Source organism: Levilactobacillus brevis (assembly GCA_021383565.1).
In the GTDB taxonomy this organism is placed as follows: Bacteria; Bacillota; Bacilli; order Lactobacillales; family Lactobacillaceae; genus Levilactobacillus; species Levilactobacillus brevis_B.
In genome coordinates this window covers 209,389-226,046 of sequence record CP079699.1, presented here as the reverse complement: position 1 = coordinate 226,046, position 16,658 = coordinate 209,389, and the positions used below count along the sequence as shown (strand labels likewise).

At 51.4% G+C, this 16,658-nt stretch carries 20 protein-coding genes and 1 other annotated feature; all 20 genes read right to left on the bottom strand.

The window, feature by feature from the left end; genetic code table 11:
• Positions 1–193: 193 nt before the first annotated feature.
• The 20 genes from KB236_01075 to radA all read right to left on the bottom strand — a co-directional run bounded on the left by KB236_01075 (position 194) and on the right by radA (position 16,630).
• Entirely contained in the window at positions 194–421 is a 228-nt protein-coding gene (locus KB236_01075) for a sensor histidine kinase (protein ID UIF29387.1), read from the bottom strand.
• Positions 384–1,571 (bottom strand): HAMP domain-containing histidine kinase, encoded by a 1,188-nt coding sequence (locus KB236_01070; protein UIF29386.1) that lies wholly within the window; start codon positions 1,569–1,571, stop codon positions 384–386. The genes KB236_01075 and KB236_01070 overlap by 38 nt, the downstream gene beginning before the upstream one ends.
• A 4-nt stretch (positions 1,572–1,575) precedes the next feature.
• Positions 1,576–2,271, bottom strand: a complete 696-nt coding sequence (locus KB236_01065) for a response regulator transcription factor (protein ID UIF29385.1) — start codon at positions 2,269–2,271, stop codon at positions 1,576–1,578.
• Positions 2,272–2,441: 170 nt separating this feature from the next.
• Positions 2,442–3,032 carry an NAD(P)H-dependent oxidoreductase gene (locus tag KB236_01060; GenBank protein ID UIF29384.1) on the bottom strand — a complete coding sequence of 197 codons (591 nt, stop codon included), beginning with the start codon at positions 3,030–3,032 and terminating at the stop codon, positions 2,442–2,444.
• Positions 3,033–3,358: 326 nt separating this feature from the next.
• Positions 3,359–4,030: a hypothetical protein gene (locus tag KB236_01055; protein UIF29383.1), complete on the bottom strand. Its 672-nt coding sequence runs from the start codon at positions 4,028–4,030 to the stop codon at positions 3,359–3,361.
• 372 nt (positions 4,031–4,402) lie between these two features.
• Positions 4,403–4,768, bottom strand: a complete 366-nt coding sequence (gene rplL / locus KB236_01050; GenBank protein UIF29382.1) for a 50S ribosomal protein L7/L12 — start codon at positions 4,766–4,768, stop codon at positions 4,403–4,405.
• A 57-nt stretch (positions 4,769–4,825) separates the two neighbouring features.
• Positions 4,826–5,332 (bottom strand): 50S ribosomal protein L10, encoded by a 507-nt coding sequence (rplJ, locus tag KB236_01045; GenBank protein ID UIF29381.1) that lies wholly within the window; start codon positions 5,330–5,332, stop codon positions 4,826–4,828.
• A gap of 24 nt (positions 5,333–5,356) precedes the next feature.
• Positions 5,357–5,481, bottom strand: a sequence feature (ribosomal protein L10 leader region).
• A gap of 72 nt (positions 5,482–5,553) precedes the next feature.
• Positions 5,554–6,252, bottom strand: a complete 699-nt coding sequence (gene rplA, locus KB236_01040; GenBank protein UIF29380.1) for a 50S ribosomal protein L1 — start codon at positions 6,250–6,252, stop codon at positions 5,554–5,556.
• Between the two features lie 98 nt (positions 6,253–6,350).
• Positions 6,351–6,776 carry a 50S ribosomal protein L11 gene (gene rplK, locus KB236_01035; protein ID UIF29379.1) on the bottom strand — a complete coding sequence of 142 codons (426 nt, stop codon included), beginning with the start codon at positions 6,774–6,776 and terminating at the stop codon, positions 6,351–6,353.
• A gap of 150 nt (positions 6,777–6,926) precedes the next feature.
• Positions 6,927–7,478: a transcription termination/antitermination protein NusG gene (gene nusG, locus KB236_01030; GenBank protein UIF29378.1), complete on the bottom strand. Its 552-nt coding sequence runs from the start codon at positions 7,476–7,478 to the stop codon at positions 6,927–6,929.
• A 121-nt stretch (positions 7,479–7,599) separates the two neighbouring features.
• Positions 7,600–7,776 carry a preprotein translocase subunit SecE gene (gene secE / locus KB236_01025; GenBank protein UIF29377.1) on the bottom strand — a complete coding sequence of 59 codons (177 nt, stop codon included), beginning with the start codon at positions 7,774–7,776 and terminating at the stop codon, positions 7,600–7,602.
• A gap of 48 nt (positions 7,777–7,824) precedes the next feature.
• Complete coding sequence (rpmG, locus tag KB236_01020) at positions 7,825–7,974, bottom strand: 50S ribosomal protein L33 (protein UIF29376.1); 150 nt, start codon at positions 7,972–7,974, stop codon at positions 7,825–7,827.
• A 74-nt stretch (positions 7,975–8,048) separates the two neighbouring features.
• Positions 8,049–8,618, bottom strand: a complete 570-nt coding sequence (locus KB236_01015) for a sigma-70 family RNA polymerase sigma factor (protein UIF29375.1) — start codon at positions 8,616–8,618, stop codon at positions 8,049–8,051.
• Between the two features lie 224 nt (positions 8,619–8,842).
• Positions 8,843–9,397 (bottom strand): NYN domain-containing protein, encoded by a 555-nt coding sequence (locus KB236_01010; GenBank protein ID UIF29374.1) that lies wholly within the window; start codon positions 9,395–9,397, stop codon positions 8,843–8,845.
• Positions 9,398–9,420: 23 nt separating this feature from the next.
• On the bottom strand, positions 9,421–10,188 hold the full coding sequence (gene rlmB, locus KB236_01005) for a 23S rRNA (guanosine(2251)-2'-O)-methyltransferase RlmB (GenBank protein ID UIF29373.1): 768 nt from the start codon (positions 10,186–10,188) through the stop codon (positions 9,421–9,423).
• A complete protein-coding gene (locus KB236_01000) occupies positions 10,185–10,622 on the bottom strand; it encodes a Mini-ribonuclease 3 (GenBank protein ID UIF29372.1) in 438 nt (145 codons plus the stop codon). The genes rlmB and KB236_01000 overlap by 4 nt, the downstream gene beginning before the upstream one ends.
• On the bottom strand, positions 10,604–12,016 hold the full coding sequence (cysS, locus tag KB236_00995) for a cysteine--tRNA ligase (protein UIF29371.1): 1,413 nt from the start codon (positions 12,014–12,016) through the stop codon (positions 10,604–10,606). Before cysS ends, KB236_01000 begins: the two co-directional genes overlap by 19 nt.
• A gap of 295 nt (positions 12,017–12,311) precedes the next feature.
• Positions 12,312–13,802, bottom strand: a complete 1,491-nt coding sequence (gltX, locus tag KB236_00990) for a glutamate--tRNA ligase (protein ID UIF29370.1) — start codon at positions 13,800–13,802, stop codon at positions 12,312–12,314.
• 150 nt (positions 13,803–13,952) lie between these two features.
• Positions 13,953–15,116, bottom strand: a complete 1,164-nt coding sequence (locus KB236_00985) for a PIN/TRAM domain-containing protein (protein ID UIF29369.1) — start codon at positions 15,114–15,116, stop codon at positions 13,953–13,955.
• Positions 15,117–15,253: 137 nt separating this feature from the next.
• Entirely contained in the window at positions 15,254–16,630 is a 1,377-nt protein-coding gene (radA, locus tag KB236_00980) for a DNA repair protein RadA (GenBank protein ID UIF29368.1), read from the bottom strand.
• Positions 16,631–16,658: the final 28 nt, after the last annotated feature.

The following is a 16,658-nucleotide window of genomic DNA, read 5'->3' as shown; positions in this document are numbered from 1 at the left end:
GACCATCACTCATCTCAATTCCTCTAATCGATCGCACCACGGCGTCGCTGGTTTATCCCATTTGCCTCCAACGATACCGCCGCCGATCAGCCCCTATCAGTTAGCCTCACCTGGTGTCCCTGACAACCACTGGCAACTGAATGTCTTAATCATAGTCGTTGAATTCCCTGAAAAAAACGACGTTAAAAAGAATTTATTCTGAGAGTTTCTCAGATTTTACTGGCGACTGCGGAAAAGTCAGGATGAACTGACTGCCCCGCGGCTGGTTATCGGCAATCGTGATGGTGCCGTGGTTGACCTGCACCAGTTGCGCCACAATCGCCAATCCTAGTCCCGTACCAGCCACCTCGGGATTCCGCGCCGGATCGACACGGTAGAAGCGCTCAAAGACGTGGGTCTTTTGTGCCGCGCTGATCCCCACCCCCTTGGTCGGCCACCACGAGCTGTGGCCCGGCCGCTGTGGTGCGGACGGTCACCGTGATAGGCGCCGTGGCTGGTGAATACTTTGCCGCATTGTCGATGAGGGCCGTTAAGATTTGCTCGACGCTGTCGCCGGCCACATACGCCACAACCGGTGCCGTCGTCTGAACTCTCAACGGCTGAGAAATCAGCTCAGATTCCCGTGTCACCACGTTTTGAGCGATGCCGTTTAAGTCGGTCGGCGCGCGGGTTAAAACGGCACGGTCAGCACGTGAGAGGGTTAAGAGGCTATCCACCAATCGTTTCATCCGAACCGACTCCTCCCCAATATAGTCGATGGATTGCGGCACAATCTCTGGGTGCGCGGCGGCCCGACGCTTCAGTAGCTGAACGTGGGTCAAAATGGCCGCGATGGGCGTGCGCAGCTCATGGGCGGCGTTGGCCGTGAACTGGCGCTCCTGCACCGCGTGATCGTTGACCGTTTGTAGGAGGTCGTTAAAGCTCGCCGCCAATTCGTGAACCTCCACCGGTTGGACTGGAACGGGAAGCGCGATCTTTTTTTCATGTTGTCCAGCCTGCACCCGAGCCGCAGTGTTGAGACTGGCCAATGGCTGGGTAATCTTGCGGGCCATCACCCGCACGTAGGCACTGCCCAAAAGAATTGTGGCGACCATCACCGCCAGCACCACCAGAATCACCGAGACCAGCGTGTCCAGGATTGGCGTGAGATTGAGCCAGATTTCCAAATGGTTCCCGTGATACTGAGTCTGCCGATAGTAGGTAAACCCAAAGTCCGGCGTATAGTTCAACGCCTGCGTACCGAGAACGCGGTAGCGATCGTACGAGAGAAATTCCCGCGTAAACGGTGAATAGTAATGCTTCGTGGTCTCGCCACGATTGGTCACCCGGACGTAGGTGTCAATGGTATTAATCGAACTGTAACGACGCCACCAATGCCAATCTGGCTGCCTGTCGATGACGGAATGCCTCAGCCCCGTCATCAGACGCGTCGCCGAATTGCGGGTCTGACGGACTTGCTGGTAGCCCACCACCCCAATGATGGCCGTCCCCATCACCAGCGTGGCGAGAACGAGCATACCGATGAACCGCGTCCGAATCTCACGGGCCGTGGTCTGTGGCTTCTTAGGCATTCGCTCACCCCACATATTCCGCGGACAACAGGTACCCGACGCCCCGAACCGTATGAATCAGATCGGCAACGTGAGCCGCACTGAGTTTATGCCGGAGATAGCGAATATACACGTCAACGATGTTGGGTTGACCGTCGAAGTCCACGCCCCACACCTGGTCAAGTAAGTCATCGCGTGAGAGCGTTTGGCCAGCGTTCTTCATCAGGCAGAGTAGTAAGTCATATTCGCGTTGCGTCAGTTGAATCAACTCGCCGGCATTTCTCACCTGCCGACTCCGCGCGTCCACCATGAGCTGACCGACTCGAAACTGTTCGGCTGTGGTAGCCTGTGTCTGACGATGACGTAAGACGACGCGAATCCGCGCCAACAATTCTTCGAGGTCAAATGGTTTGGTGATGTAGTCGTCGGCGCCCATATCCAGCCCGGTGACCTTATCACTCACGTAGTCACGTGCCGTCATCATAATCACCGGTAAATCGTCGCTCCGCCGAATCCGCCGCAATACGCCTAAGCCATCCAGCTCCGGTAACATCCAATCCAAAATAATCAAATCGAGCTGACCGCGATTGTTTTCATAAATAGCCAAGGCCTGGCGACCATCCTGGGCATTGAGCACCGTGTATCCTTCAAACTGTAGCTCCATGGTGACTGAGGCCAACAATGCTGCGTCGTCCTCCACCACTAAAATCATCTCGTTCATGCTAGAACCTCCCCTAAGGATGAGCGCTGTTCGGACGCCCTTCATTACGCCTTAGTTTACGCCCAGTCTGCCTTTCCTGCCTATCCCTTCGCCAAAAACTTCACCCTTTTGCAAGAGATTCAGCCGGGCACTAAAAAAGCCGACGCCATCATACGTCAGCTTTCTCTGAATTAAGCTTTAAATGGATGCTCTTTCATTACCGTGGCGTAGTGCACCAACTCCGCGAAGGCCGCCGCCAACCGTTGCGCGAAGTGTTCGCTGTTCGGCGCCGTTGCGACCAGTTCCCCGTCGGCTGTAAAATTCGGTTCAGCGTTCCACAAGAGGACTGGCGTGGGGAGCACCAGCATCTTCAACATTTGTAAAATCTCAACGAACGAGGCGGCCGCCAGCATTCCACCGTCGCTATACTTGGAGTACGTAACGATCTGGACGGGCTTGTGATCCGTCTCCGGTCCGACAAAGTCCAAGGCATTCTTTAGACTACCGGGGATGGCATGATCGTATTCCGGACTTAAGATGACGTAACCATCCTGTTGGTCGAGAACCTCCAGCCACCGTTTTTCCACCGACGCTAGGTGCTGAATCGGCTCCGACAGCGGCGTTTCCGCGTGGTCATATAACGGTAGTGGATAGTCTTTCAGATCGATCCACGTTACATCTACATCGGCTGTAGGTAGGGACTGCTGCAGATACTTGAAGAGCTTTTCACCCAGTGACTGGGTTCGGGTACTACCAAGAATGACGCCAATTTTTACAGACATGATTGCTTCCTCCTAATGCGTTATTGACGAAGCCCAGCTTACCACGGGGGTTAACTAAACACAATAAGAATTGGTCAATCATTTGATAACTAAAAGTAAGTAAAAGTCCTCTAAAACCTGGCGTATTGACTTTTGTCTCCCGCCCGTCAGCCCCATACTTTTTTCGTATATCCGTTTCGGCACCAAAAGAGAATGCGCCAAAAGGCAATTAGCCGGTGAGGATTAAGGCTCACCGACTGCCCTTTGACGCACGTCTCAGCCATCTAAATTTGAAATACAAGCGTTTGGAAAATTTTGCCTCCAAATCCGATTTGAGCCGTCTTCGTTTAACCCATACCCAACGCTGAGAGGCCCAGACTGACGGCAGTTAGAATCGCCATAGCCAGCCAGGAACACTGCCAGTCGCGCGTGGCTTGGTAGATCCCCGCCGCCACGACGCTGACAATCAGCGAGGAGAGATTGTCACTAAGTGTCCCCCACGCGACCAAGACCTCACAGATCACTGGCAACAGTACGGCTGCCCACTTGGGAAAATCCGGCAGGCGGTTCAGCCGCTCCTGAAGCATGCCCTGCAACACCCACACGGAGAGTAGGGAAAATATAAAGACCGTAAACGCCCCCACCACCAGCCGGACGAGGACGCCTGGCAGCAATGGCGGCAGGTCCGCGCTCGTTGACAGGCCCACGGTCAGGGCAACGCCGATCAACCCAAGAGCACCGAGAGCTGCGGCCACGAGTGACCACCCCACGTGCTGCTTGGTCATGACCTGGCGCAGCCACAGATCCGTGTGGTACCGGTAAATCCACCAGACCACTAAGGCACTGATTACCATTAACATCAGCGTACCCAGAACACGAATCCCCACGTTATTGGCTATTCCGTGGACCCCTGACCACCGAATAACCCCCAACATCGGCACGCTGGAAATTACCAAGAGTACGTATAGTCCCAGGAAAAATCCACCCCAGAACCAAACTTGGCGCATCACCTTATGCATAACTATATCCCCTTTTTCCCCGAAAATATGTATCCCCGTAACTTGAAGATAGGACTAATTATACCATTTAAAGTTAAGACTATCTTAATGGTTTTCGGCTATCTAGAAAGTAGTTAAATAAAACTCTCAATAAACGAAAATGAACGGCTCGTTTAATCCAAACTTCAAATTGAAAAGTAAGCACCATCATCGAGACCTACGTTTTAAACATCGCCGAACTGAAAGTTATCTAGGTGCCAGCATCCTGCTCACCCACTAATCAGTCTAGCTCTCTATTTTAGACTTTAAATGTCGCACTCGGATTAATAATTCGAGGTAAACAAAAAAATCGCCACCCGAAGGCAGCGATTCGTTTTTATAAGTTGAAGGTGACTACTTAAGCGTAACCACACCACCAACGGCTTCAAGCTTTTCCTTGATTTCGTTGGCTTCGTCTTCTGAAAGGCCTTCCTTGATGACAGATGGTACGTTGTCAACAAGACCCTTAGCGTCCTTCAAGCCTAAACCAGTGATTTCACGGACAGCCTTGATGGCCTTAACCTTGGCGTCACCAGATTCAGTTAATTCAACGTCGAATGAATCCTTGGCAGCAGCGTCGCCACCAGCAGCACCGGCTGCAGCAACTGGGGCAGCAGCAGAAACGCCGAATTCGTCTTCGATACCCTTAACTAAGTCGTTAAGGTCAGTAATTGATGCTTCTTTAAGAGAAGCGATGATAGCATCTTTATCAAAAGCCATGTTATTTTCCTCCAATAATTGGGTTTAATTTTTTATGTTTCAAACTGAAGCAGGGACTTAGGCTGCGTCGCCTTCGTCACCCTTTTCAGCAATCGCCTTAACAGCGTAGGCCACGTTCCGTACTGGTGCTTGTAAGACATTAGCCAGCATAGAAAGCAAGTCTTCACGACTAGGCAAGCTTGCGTAAGTGTTGATTTCGTCAACGGAGACGATCTTGTCTTCGATGAAACCACCCTTGATTTCAAGGTCATCAACGCTATCTGCAAATTTCTTCAAAACCTTAGCTGGGGCAATGGCATCCTCGTTAGAGAAAGCCACAGCAGTAGGACCAGCGAAGAGTTCGTTTAAACCTTCGTAGCCAGCCTTTTCAGCTGCCCGAACCAAGATCTTGTTCTTGATGACGCTCATTTGAACGCCAGCATCACGTAATTGCTTCCGTAAGTCAGTTGCTTCTTCAACAGTTAAACCACGGTAGTCAACGACGATTGCGCTAACGGCGTTGTTGAATTTTTCAACAACCTCATCAACTTTTTTTGCTTTAATGGCAATAGCTTGTTCACTCAAATTGTTCACCTCCCGGAGTAGTTTGGTGGGATAAAAAAATCCCTATGCCACCAAGACATAAGGAGTCAAAAGTTTAAGTAAACTTCTGCCTCGGCAGGAAATTAAGACCATTCGGCCACCTGAGTCTTAGGTAGATCTATTAAATACAACTTCAATAGCATACAATACTTCAACATCGCTGTCAATGCATTGTTAGGGATTTTTTTAATTCACGTTTTAACTTAGGCTAATAAGGAAGCCAAGTCAACGTCGACACTAGGGCCGAACGTTGAAGAAATTGAAACGTGTTGTACGTAAGTACCACGTACAGCGGCTGGACGAATGCGAACAATCGTTTCAGCAATGGTCTTCAAGTTGCCGGCAAGCTTGTCAGCATCAAAGGAAACCTTACCAAATGGAACAGCAACGTTACCATCCCGGTCAGTCCGGTAAGTAACTTGCCCGTTCTTAGCATCGGAAACGGCCTTTTCGACGTTCATCGTAACCGTACCCGTCTTAGGGTTAGGCATTAAGCCCTTAGGACCTAAGACCCGACCTAAACGACCAACTTGGGCCATCATGTCTGGCGTTGCAATGGCAACGTCAAAGTCTAACCAGCCGTCTTGGATACGTTCTACTAAGTCTTGTTCACCAACGACGTCGGCACCAGCTGCTTCTGCAGCCTTAGCTTGGTCACCCTTAGCGAATACGATTACCGTGGTTTCCTTACCGGTACCATTTGGTAATACCAATGCGCCACGGAGTTGTTGGTCCGCTTGCTTCGTATCAACGTTAAGCTTGAAAGCAACTTCTACCGTTGCATCGAACTTAGCGAAATCCATCTTCTTAACTAAATCAACGGCGTCGCCCATAGTGTAGACCTTGTCAGCCTCGACCATTTTGGCAGCGTCTTGATACTTTTTACCTCGTTTGTGAGCCATTTTTGTGTATTCCTCCTTGCAAATGTGGTTGTAACGGATAAACCTCCCACTTGACACATTTCATTTTCGTGAAGTGTCCGACTATCCGAAAACTGAGCTTAACCTTCGACCGTGAAGCCCATGCTCCGGGCAGTACCTTCAATCATGCGCATAGCTGCTTCAACGTCAGCTGCGTTTAGATCTTGCATTTTAGTTTCAGCGATTTGCTTAACTTGATCCTTGGTTACAGTAGCAACCTTCTTCGTGTTAGGTTCGCCGGAACCACTTTCAACACCAGCAGCCTTCTTCAACAGTACAGCTGCTGGAGGGGTCTTGGTGATGAAATCAAAGGAACGATCTTCATAGACACTGATCACAACAGGAATGATCATACCAGCTTGGTCAGCGGTACGAGCGTTGAATTCCTTAGTGAAGCCCATGATGTTGATACCTGCTTGACCTAAAGCTGGTCCAACTGGGGGAGCTGGGGTTGCTTTACCCGCAGGAATTTGTAATTTAACGACATTAGCTACTTTTTTAGCCACGAGACAATACCTCCTTGAGTCCGTGTGTGGTAAGTGGGGCTGTTAGTTTGCCCCTCCCACTTTGAAAAATATGCGTCACGCATACCTGAGAATCATACCACACTTTACTAACTGCAACAAGTTCTTTTCTGAAAATCGCCGATTAGCGGTTTAGCCCAGGATGGGATCGACTTGGTCGAAGTTAAGTTCGGTGCTGGTTTCCCGACCGAACATGTCGATGTTAACCTTCAACTTCATCTTTTCATTGTCGACTTCCGTAATCTTACCGACTAACCCACTGAAGGCACCGTCTACAATAGTTACGGAATCGCCAGGCGCAACGTCCAGGTCAGCGTGCCGGGCAGAAATTCCGACACGTCGTAAGATCCGTTCCACTTCGTCTGGCAGCAGAGGCGTTGGCTTACTCCCTTGCCCGTGAGAACCCAAGAACCCGGTTACCCCAGGCGTGTTCCGCACGATATACCAAGCTTGGTCACTCATGACCATTTCAACCAAGACATAGCCAGGGAAGGTCTTTTCCATCGTGACCTTATCCTTACCATTCTTGACTTCGTGTTCCTCTTCTTCGGGCACGACAACGCGGAAAATGTTGTCTTGCATCCCCATTGATTCGGCACGAGATTCCAAGTTTGCCATAACCTTATTTTCGTAACCGGCGTACGTGTGAAGCACGTACCATTGCTTTTCAGCTGACTCAACCATGTGTTGCACTCCTTTTACTGATTGACTTTTTCGTCCAAAATAAAAAAACTTCGCAATACACGAAGTTCCCGTTGACTCTTAATATACCATATTTAGCCGTGTTTGACCACTGACAATTCACCTAGGCGATGAACTTTAAGCCGTACTGGACAACCCAGTCAACGACCGCAAAGAAGATTGCGAAGAGAATCGAGATGCCAATGACGGTACCAGTATCGTGCCGCGTTTGCTTAGGACCAGGCCAAGAAACTTGTTTCATTTCCTGTCCGACCGCCTTAAAGAAACGGAATAAACGCATGGTGTTGCCTCCTAAATTAATTGTAGTGTTTGGTCGTGACGATTTTAATTAACGGGTTTCACGGTGTAACGTGTGCTTACCGCAATGCTTACAAAACTTCATAACCTCTAGTCGCTTGGTGCGGGTCGCACTTGCTGTGATGGTGTAGTTCCGCGACCCGCATACTGAACAGGCCAGAGCAATTTTCCTTTGAGCCATCTTGCCACCACCTTTGATCAAATCATGTTCAACTCATACTGGAGTAGTTTACCATTGTCTTCCCCATCAGTCAATCACTCAGCAAGGAGTTCACGTAGCTTCACGCGACTGCGGTGAACCGTACCGGTCACTTGGGGCATCGTCAACTGCCGACCGTGGCTGATGTGCTGCAAGGAATGCCCCCGTAAGAGGTCGCCAAAGACCGCGTGTTCCACTGGCGACAGTCGTCTGGGCAGCGTCGCAACCGCCTCCTGAACTTCTAAAGCTTCTCTTAAATGCCACCGCGAATCGCCCACCGTCTCACTCACGTACGTCCGGTTGGCCTCCAGTGACACCGCTCGCTGGCCCTCTAGGCGTTTCTTGGTTTGACTCCGCCGAATCAGATCATACACCCGGAATCGCAGTGCCTGGCGGTAGAAACCGCCAAAGCTCTTGCCCCGACTCACCTCGAAGCGCTGGACCACGCGGCAAAAGACCAACAAGGCTTCCTGATCCCAGTCGTCGCGGTCATACCCCGGAATAAAATAGTGACTCTGGAGCTTGTAAAGGACGGGCCGATAGCGTTCGAATAACACCCGTAGCGCCGGCGAGTCTTGGGACTCACGAATCTGGGCAAGTAATTGTTCATCAGTTTGTTCGGTCAATGGGAAAACCTCCTTTAGGTGTATGCCCAAGTCTACGGAAAATTCCGCCGGCCGCCGAGCGAACGAACGTTTAAATTCGCTTTCATTTCTAAATAATTTGGCGAGCTGGTCATCAACATCACCCACGGCTGCTAGAGATTCCGGTTACGATGGTTGAAAACCATTGAACGCACGACAGTAAAAAAGCCTGGGCACGTTCTCCCAGACTTCATCGGTTCATTTAATTACTTGCGTTTAGGCTTATCTCGCCGCTCTGGCCGGGCCATCATCTGGTCGCGCAGCTTCTCCAATTTGAAGAGTTGCTGGTCATTCCACGGTGACTTGCGGACCAGCCCCTTGTCCGCAAACTCACGGGCCGTTTGTTTCACTTCGTTCTGCGCCCGTTCGATGTCTCGTAGCAGTTCGCCCGCCGGAATCCGCAGGGCCCCTTCAGAGAAGATGGTCCACTGCTCGGCCTGGTCACTCGTGGCCACGGTGACCTGGGTGAAACGGGTCTGGCGCTCCTTGGCAATGCGTTCGATATAACTATCGGCCGTCTCGTCGCGGTTCGTCCAGACTACCTCCAAATCAAACTGCTTGTAACTCTTCGAGATTCCCGGGACGTACATCGCATCAAAGACGACGGTAATCGAGGTATCTCGTAATTTTTTATAATTCGCCAACATGGTCAGTAGCAGGTCTCTGGCCTCCGGTAACCGATCATTGAGCTTGAGTCGGTTGAGCTTGGGCCAGTTGCCGATCATATTATAGGCGTCGACAATCAGAATATCTTCCTTCATCTTCCCGCGCTCATCCCTTCATTTCAGTGTTGGACCGGATGCCGTGAACTAAAGCCTTGGTACATCAAGAGGCCGGCCGCCACACTGGCGTTCAGGCTTTGGACGGACCCGACCATTGGAATCGTGAGCATTTCATCCACGGTTTCCTTCAGCAGGCGCGAAATGCCCTTGCCTTCGTTGCCGATAATCAGGCCCACGGCGCCCTTGGCATTCCAATCACGGTAGTCGGTTCCTTCCATATCGGTACCGAAGATCCACATACCGCGGTCCTTTAAGTCATGGACCGTATTGACCAGATTGGTAACCCGTGCGACCGGCACCGTTTCAATCGCTCCGGTTGAGGTCTTGGCCACTGTCGACGTCAAGCCAACTGCCCGGCGTTTGGGGATAATCACCCCATGAACACCACTGGCATCAGCCGTCCGCAGAATTGACCCCAAGTTGTGGGGATCTTCGACGCCGTCTAGGATCAGGAAGAATGGTGCTTCACCGGCGGCTTCGGCCTTAGCGAACAGGTCGTCGATGCTGGCGTATTCAAAGGCGGCCACGCCGAGCGCAACCCCTTGGTGGTTCTGGTGATCCGTCAGCTGGTCCAATTTTTGCTTAGGAACCTCGGAGATCACCAAGTGCCGCTTCTTAGCCAATTGGCGAATCTCGTCAATGGCCTCAGCCTTCAAGCCACTCTGCAGGAAAACCTTGTTAATTGTCTGTTGACTCCGCAGTGCCGCAACGGCTGGATGCCGGCCAATCACGAAATCATTCGCTACGTCGTTATCTGATTCTGGTCTCATTTTTCAGTCCGCCCCGCTTCCACTTGTTCAATGCACCATTTACCCAATTCATCGACCCGATCCTGCCGACCACTGAGGGCCAGATAGCCCATCAAGGCCTCAAACCCGGTGGAAATCCGGTAGGTGACCACGTCGGTATTCTTCGCATGGGTATAGCTCTTGGCATTACGCCCGCGCTTAAACATCGTCCACTCTTCGTCACTCAAGATGCCATCGGTCTCCATCAAGTCAATCAGTGCGGCTTGCGCCTTGGCTGAGACGTAATGGGTGGCCTTCTTTTGTAAATGGTTAGGCTTGGCTAAGCCCTCCGCAATCAGGTGTTGACGAATAATTACTTCGTAGGCCGCATCGCCCATGTAGGCTAAGGCCACGCCGTTTAGTTGTCGAAAATCGACTTGTTCTGTGTGTTCAGTCATTAATTTCCCTTTCTCCATCGCGTCCCTTGGGGCGTGTCTTCCAAGATAATACCTTGGTTCTTCAATTGTTCTCGAATTTCATCGCTACGTTCAAAGTTCCGGTTTTTCCGCGCAGCCAACCGTTCGTCAATCAGTGCTTGAATCCGGTCATCATCCAGCGTAGCGGCTTCGGCCAGCTTGACGCCAAATACGCTCAACAAGTCTGCCAGCGTTTGGCGAATGAACTTGAGCGTCCCGCTAAAGACCACGGGCCGTTCGGCGTAAACGTTCCCCAACCGGGCCAGATCATGGACCTCGGCGACCCCATTTTGGACGTTAAAATCATCATCCATGGCATCGTTGTAGTCCGCAATAATCTGGCGGGTTTCTTGTTCCACCTTCGGATCGTTGCCGTCTTCAGCATCTTTCAGGCGATAGCCCATGTTGTTGTACGCCGTCTGGAGCCGCTCCAAGTTGCGGGCCGCTGTGTCCAAGTTGCGCTGGCTGTATTGAATGGGCCGCCGGTACTGCGTGGTGGCCATAAAGAACCGCAACGTCTGGGGATCGACCGTCTTTAAGATGTCGTGTACCGTCACGAAGTTGCCCAGCGACTTACTCATCTTTTCATTCTCATCGCCGACCGTGACGAACCCGTTGTGGAGCCAGTAGTGGACAAACGTCTTGCCCGTCTTGGCTTCACTCTGGGCGATTTCATTTTCATGGTGCGGAAAGGTCAGGTCCTCACCACCACCGTGAATATCAAAGGTATCCCCTAGATAGTGTGTCGACATGACCGAGCATTCGATGTGCCAGCCCGGCCGACCGGCACCCCACGGCGATGGCCAGGAGATTTCCCCTGGCTTAGCACCCTTCCACAACGCAAAGTCCACGGGATCTTCCTTCCGGGCGGTCTCCTCGTCGTTGGTGTGCTGAGAGGCGCCCTCTTCCAACTCATCCAAATTCTGGTGGGAAAGCTCCCCGTAACGGGCGAACTTATGGGCACGGTAATAGACATCCCCGTCCACCGGGTAGGCGTACCCCTTGTCAATCAGGTCCTGCACGAACGCAATGATTTCGGGAATGTGTTCCGTCGCCCGGGGATTGGCCGTGGCCGGCTCAATGTTCAAAGCCGCCGTATCTTCTTTGAAGGCCTTGATGAACCGATCACCCAATTCAGGTACGGTAATCCCTAATTTTTTAGCTTGCTTAATCATCTTATCGTCAACATCGGTAAAGTTCGAAATATACTTGACTTGATAGCCTCGGTATTCGAAGTACCGCCGGATCGTATCGAAGGCAATGGCACTCCGCGCATTCCCAATATGGATATAGTTATAAACAGTGGGGCCACAGACGTACATGTTGACCACTCCGGGAGTGATTGGTTCGAACGTTTCCTTCTGGCGGGTCATGGTATTAAATACTTTGAGCATCGCGAGACTCCTTTCGCGTAACTTATTTATAATTTTCGTCGTTTCGAACATCGGAAGGCGTATGGGCCAAACGGCGATTAGTCAGCGCACATGACGGCTGACTAACCGACTGCTCCTGGCACCCGTCTCGGCGCTTTAAAGCCGGCGCGCAAGAAGCTAGGAAGTTTGGTTTCAAACTCACTAAGCTATTCTCCCGGTCATCGAATGAGTTAGCTCCATTGTAGCATACCGGGCCGGTTCACAAAAAGCCGAATGGGTGGCGAAATGCCCCTCATCCGGCTTCTTTACCAAATTGTTAGCCTTCGAGTTGCGCTAAGGTTTGGTGAATGTGTTGTAAGGCCGTCTTGCGACCGACTAATTCAATTGATTCAGGTAATTCTGGACCGTGCATTTCGTGGGTCACGGCAATTCGGATTGGCATCCATAATTGACGACCCTTGATCCCGGTCTTGGCTTGAACGCGCTTGATAACGTGGAAGATTTCAACGGAATCAAACAGGTCGAGCTTTTCAATCTCTTCGGCGAAGGCCTTCAAGACAACCGGTGCCGTGTCGTTGCTGATTTCTTCCAAAGCATCGCCCGTCACTTGTTCGGGTTCTTCAAAGAAGACGGAAGCCATATCATTGATCTGGGCCATGTAGCTCATTTGCCGCTTGTATAGGTTGATCAATTGACGTGACCACTCGATGGTGCTGGTGTCTGGGTTAGCTGGTACGTTGCCCGCCTTGATCAGTTGCTTCAAGGCCAGGTCCATGATGGTGCTGTCATCGGCATCCTTAACGTAGCGGTTGTTGATCCATTCCAGCTTGTCGCCGTCAAAGGTAGCGGGTGACTTGCTCAAACGTGTTTCATCGTACATCTTGATGAATTGCTTACGCGTAAAGATTTCGTCTTCGCCCACTGGTGACCAGCCCAACAACAGAATGAAGTTGAACATGGCTTCTGGCAGGTAACCCAAATCGCGGTACTGTTCGATGAATTGTAGAACAGATTCGTCACGCTTGGACAACTTCTTACCGGTATCCTTACTGATGATCAGGCTCATGTGGCCGAACTTAGGCGCTTCCCAGCCAAAGGCTTCATAGATCATCAATTGCTTAGGCGTGTTGGCCACGTGGTCATCACCACGGAAGACGTGACTGATCGCCATCTTGTGGTCATCCACGACTACGGCAAAGTTGTAAGTTGGCATGCCATCGCGCTTGGCAATAACAAAGTCCCCACCGATGGTATCGGAGTTAAAGGACACGTTGCCCTTAACCATATCATCCCAGGCGTAGACCTTGTCCTTAGGAACGCGGAAACGAATAACTGGCTTCAAGCCCTTAGCCTTAGCGGCATCAATGGCAGCTTGTCGTTCTTCGTCAGACATCCCAGCATATTCGTATTCATAGTGCGGCATCTCGTTGTTCGCTTTTTGAGCCTCACGGTCGGCTTGTAATTCTTCTTCCGTCCGGTAAGATTCGTAAGCCTTGCCTTCATCCAGTAATTGTTGGATCAGTGGCGTGTAAATATCACGCCGTTCTGATTGACGGTAAGGACCGTAATCGCCACCGACATCGGGACCTTCATCCCAGTCCAAACCCAACCACTTCAGGTTTTCTAGTTGGCTTCTTTCACCATCCGCGATGTTCCGCTTAGTATCGGTATCTTCGATTCTGATGATGAACTTACCCTTGTTGTGCCGGGCAAATAAGTAATTAAAAATCGCTGTCCGGGCATTACCAATGTGCAAATGACCGGTAGGACTCGGTGCGTACCGAACCCGAATTGAATTTTTAGCCAAAACGTTTGCGCCTCTTTCTCCATTTTATTGCGTTATTTAGGTGTTCACTGCCATCTGTGACATGACACATTGTTCTTAGTGTACAATGCTCATCCGGAAAAATAAAGGCGTGACCCCTAATCTCTCCAAAATTCGCGAAAACTCGCCCGATTACCGTGAGCGTTTCGTCTTGTTCGGTGACTTCTTGTGCGCGTCTTCTTCGATGTTCTTGCTGGAATGGATCGGCTTGGCGAAGATCATCCGCCCGGCATCGGTCTGAATGGCACTCGTGACGACGACGTCCAGCTGCTTGTTGATGAAATACTTGCCGTCTTCGACCACGACCATCGTGCCATCGTCCAGATAAGCCACCCCCTGCTGCCGTTCGGTCCCGTTCTTAACCACCATGACGTGGAGGTTTTCGCCAGGAATCACACGCGGCTTCAAGGCGTTAGCCAGAGAATTGATGTTGAGTACCTGCACATTTTGGAACTGGATGACCTTGTTCAGATTGTAATCGTTGGTGACGATCACGCCGCCATTTTCCTTGGCCAGCCGAATCAACTTGCTGTCGACTTCCGGAATATCCTCGAAGTCACCCTCGTACATTTCAATCGGCATGATATTTTCGTTTTGTAGCTTGTTCAAAATATCCAGGCCGCGGCGACCCCGAACCCGTTTGATCGAATCGCTGGAATCCGCGATGTACTGTAGCTCATACAACACGAAATTCGGAACTAGTAATGTGCCTTCCAGGAAACCGGTCTTCGCCAGATCATAGATTCGACCATCAATTAAAATGTTGGTGTCCAAAATCTTGTAGTGATGAAAGTTCGGTTCAGCCGGCTTATCCAACACCTTCCTGGATTCCTCTTCACTGGCCTTCTTGTTTCGAGACTGGAACAGCTTCCGCCATTCGTCGACCCGAATCTTACTCAGCCGTGTCCCGATTCGAAAGCCCAGATAGCCAAACAGCAACATCAAGACCCAGGGAATCACCGTACTGATGAAAAACGACGGCACGCGGAAGAGAAACGACGAAATCAGAAGGGCCAAGGCCAAACTGATGATTGCCCCTAGACTCCCAAAGAGAATCGTCATCGGATTTTGCCGGTTCAGGTAGGCTTCCAACTTACCGACCACCCGCAAGATCAATCCGGCGAACAGCAATCCTAAAATAAGGAAAATAGTTGCACCAATTAAAATGTTGACTAAGATATTGTTGACGAGCGGACTGGTCACACCGATGACGTGCCAGAAGCGGGAAAGATAAGCGACCCCCATGACACCGCCCAAAATGGCAAATATCACAAGAATAACTGTTTTCTTACGCATACGTTCACCTCCCTTCGCATAACTCAATTTTTTTAAGACATTAACTAAATCTAAGTTGTCTGCGCCTGCCAGTGGTTCCGGCAGGCTGGTAACCAATTCCATCAGCCGCCGCTACATAGCTTCAGGAGACGCTTCGTTTAAACGTCCAGCGCCAACTTGAGGGCTTGTCGTAGGGTCGATACCCCCACGACCTGAATGCCTTCCGGCGCCTTCCACCCCTGCATGTTGTTCTTCGGGACGAAGATGCGCTTGAAACCTAGCTTCTTAGCCTCGGCGACCCGAGACTCAATCCGACTCACTCGCCGAATCTCACCGGTCAAGCCAACTTCACCGACGAAGCAGTCACTGGGTTCCGTGGCCGTATCCCGATAGCTAGACGCGATGCTCATGGCGATGGCCAAGTCGATGGCGGGTTCGTCCAGCTTAACGCCACCAGCCGCCTTGAGAAAGGCATCTTGGTTCTGTAGCATCAGGTTAGCCCGTTTCTCTAAGACGGCCATTAACAAGGCGACCCGGTTGCGGTCCAAGCCACTCGAGGTCCGTTGGGCATTACCGAAGACTGACGGTGAAATCAGGGCTTGTACTTCGACCAGAATCGGCCGGGTTCCTTCCATCGACACCACGATGGCCGAACCCGTGGCGTCCTTTAGCCGTTCCTCCAGGAAAATCTCAGAGGGGTTCGCGACTTCATAGAGGCCGCCCTCGCGCATTTCGAAGATCCCCAGCTCATTGGTCGAGCCGAAACGGTTCTTAACCGCGCGGAGAATCCGGTAGGTGTGATGGAGGTCCCCTTCAAAGTACAGCACCGTATCCACCATGTGCTCCAGAATCTTTGGCCCGGCGATCGCGCCACCTTTGGTCACGTGACCCACCACGAAGATGGTAATACCATTGGTCTTGGCGATCTGCATGAGTTCCCCGGTCACCGCCCGAATCTGTGAAACGGACCCAATGGCCGATTCGATGCCTGGTGCCTGCATGGTCTGAACGGAGTCGATCACCACGTAGTCCGGTTGCATTTCTTCAATGTTAGCCCGGATGCTGGCCATATCCGTTTCCGGATACAGGTAAAGGTGGTCGCTGTTCACGACTAACCGGTCGGCACGCATCTTAATCTGCGAGGCACTTTCTTCCCCGGACACGTAGAGCACCTTGCCGCCGGTCGCACTCAGCTGACCAGAGACCTGTAAGAGCAGTGTGGACTTCCCGATACCGGGGTCCCCACCGATCAGGATGAGTGAACCCGGCACGATTCCACCACCGAGAACCCGGTTGAGCTCGTGCATCTGGGTCTTCACCCGCATCTCCGTGGTGTGCTTGATTTCATTCATCAACTGCGGCTTGGAGTGTTCCCCCGTCACCGTGGTCCGCGTCGATTGGGGCTTGGCAGCGGCCGGCGTGATGACCTCTTCAACCATGGTATTCCATTCCCCACAGTTGGGGCAGCGACCCAGGTAACGCGGCGAGCTATAATCACAATTCTGACAAACAAATTTCGTTTTCGTTTTAGCCACGTTCATCCCCCTTATCCGTTCGTTTTCA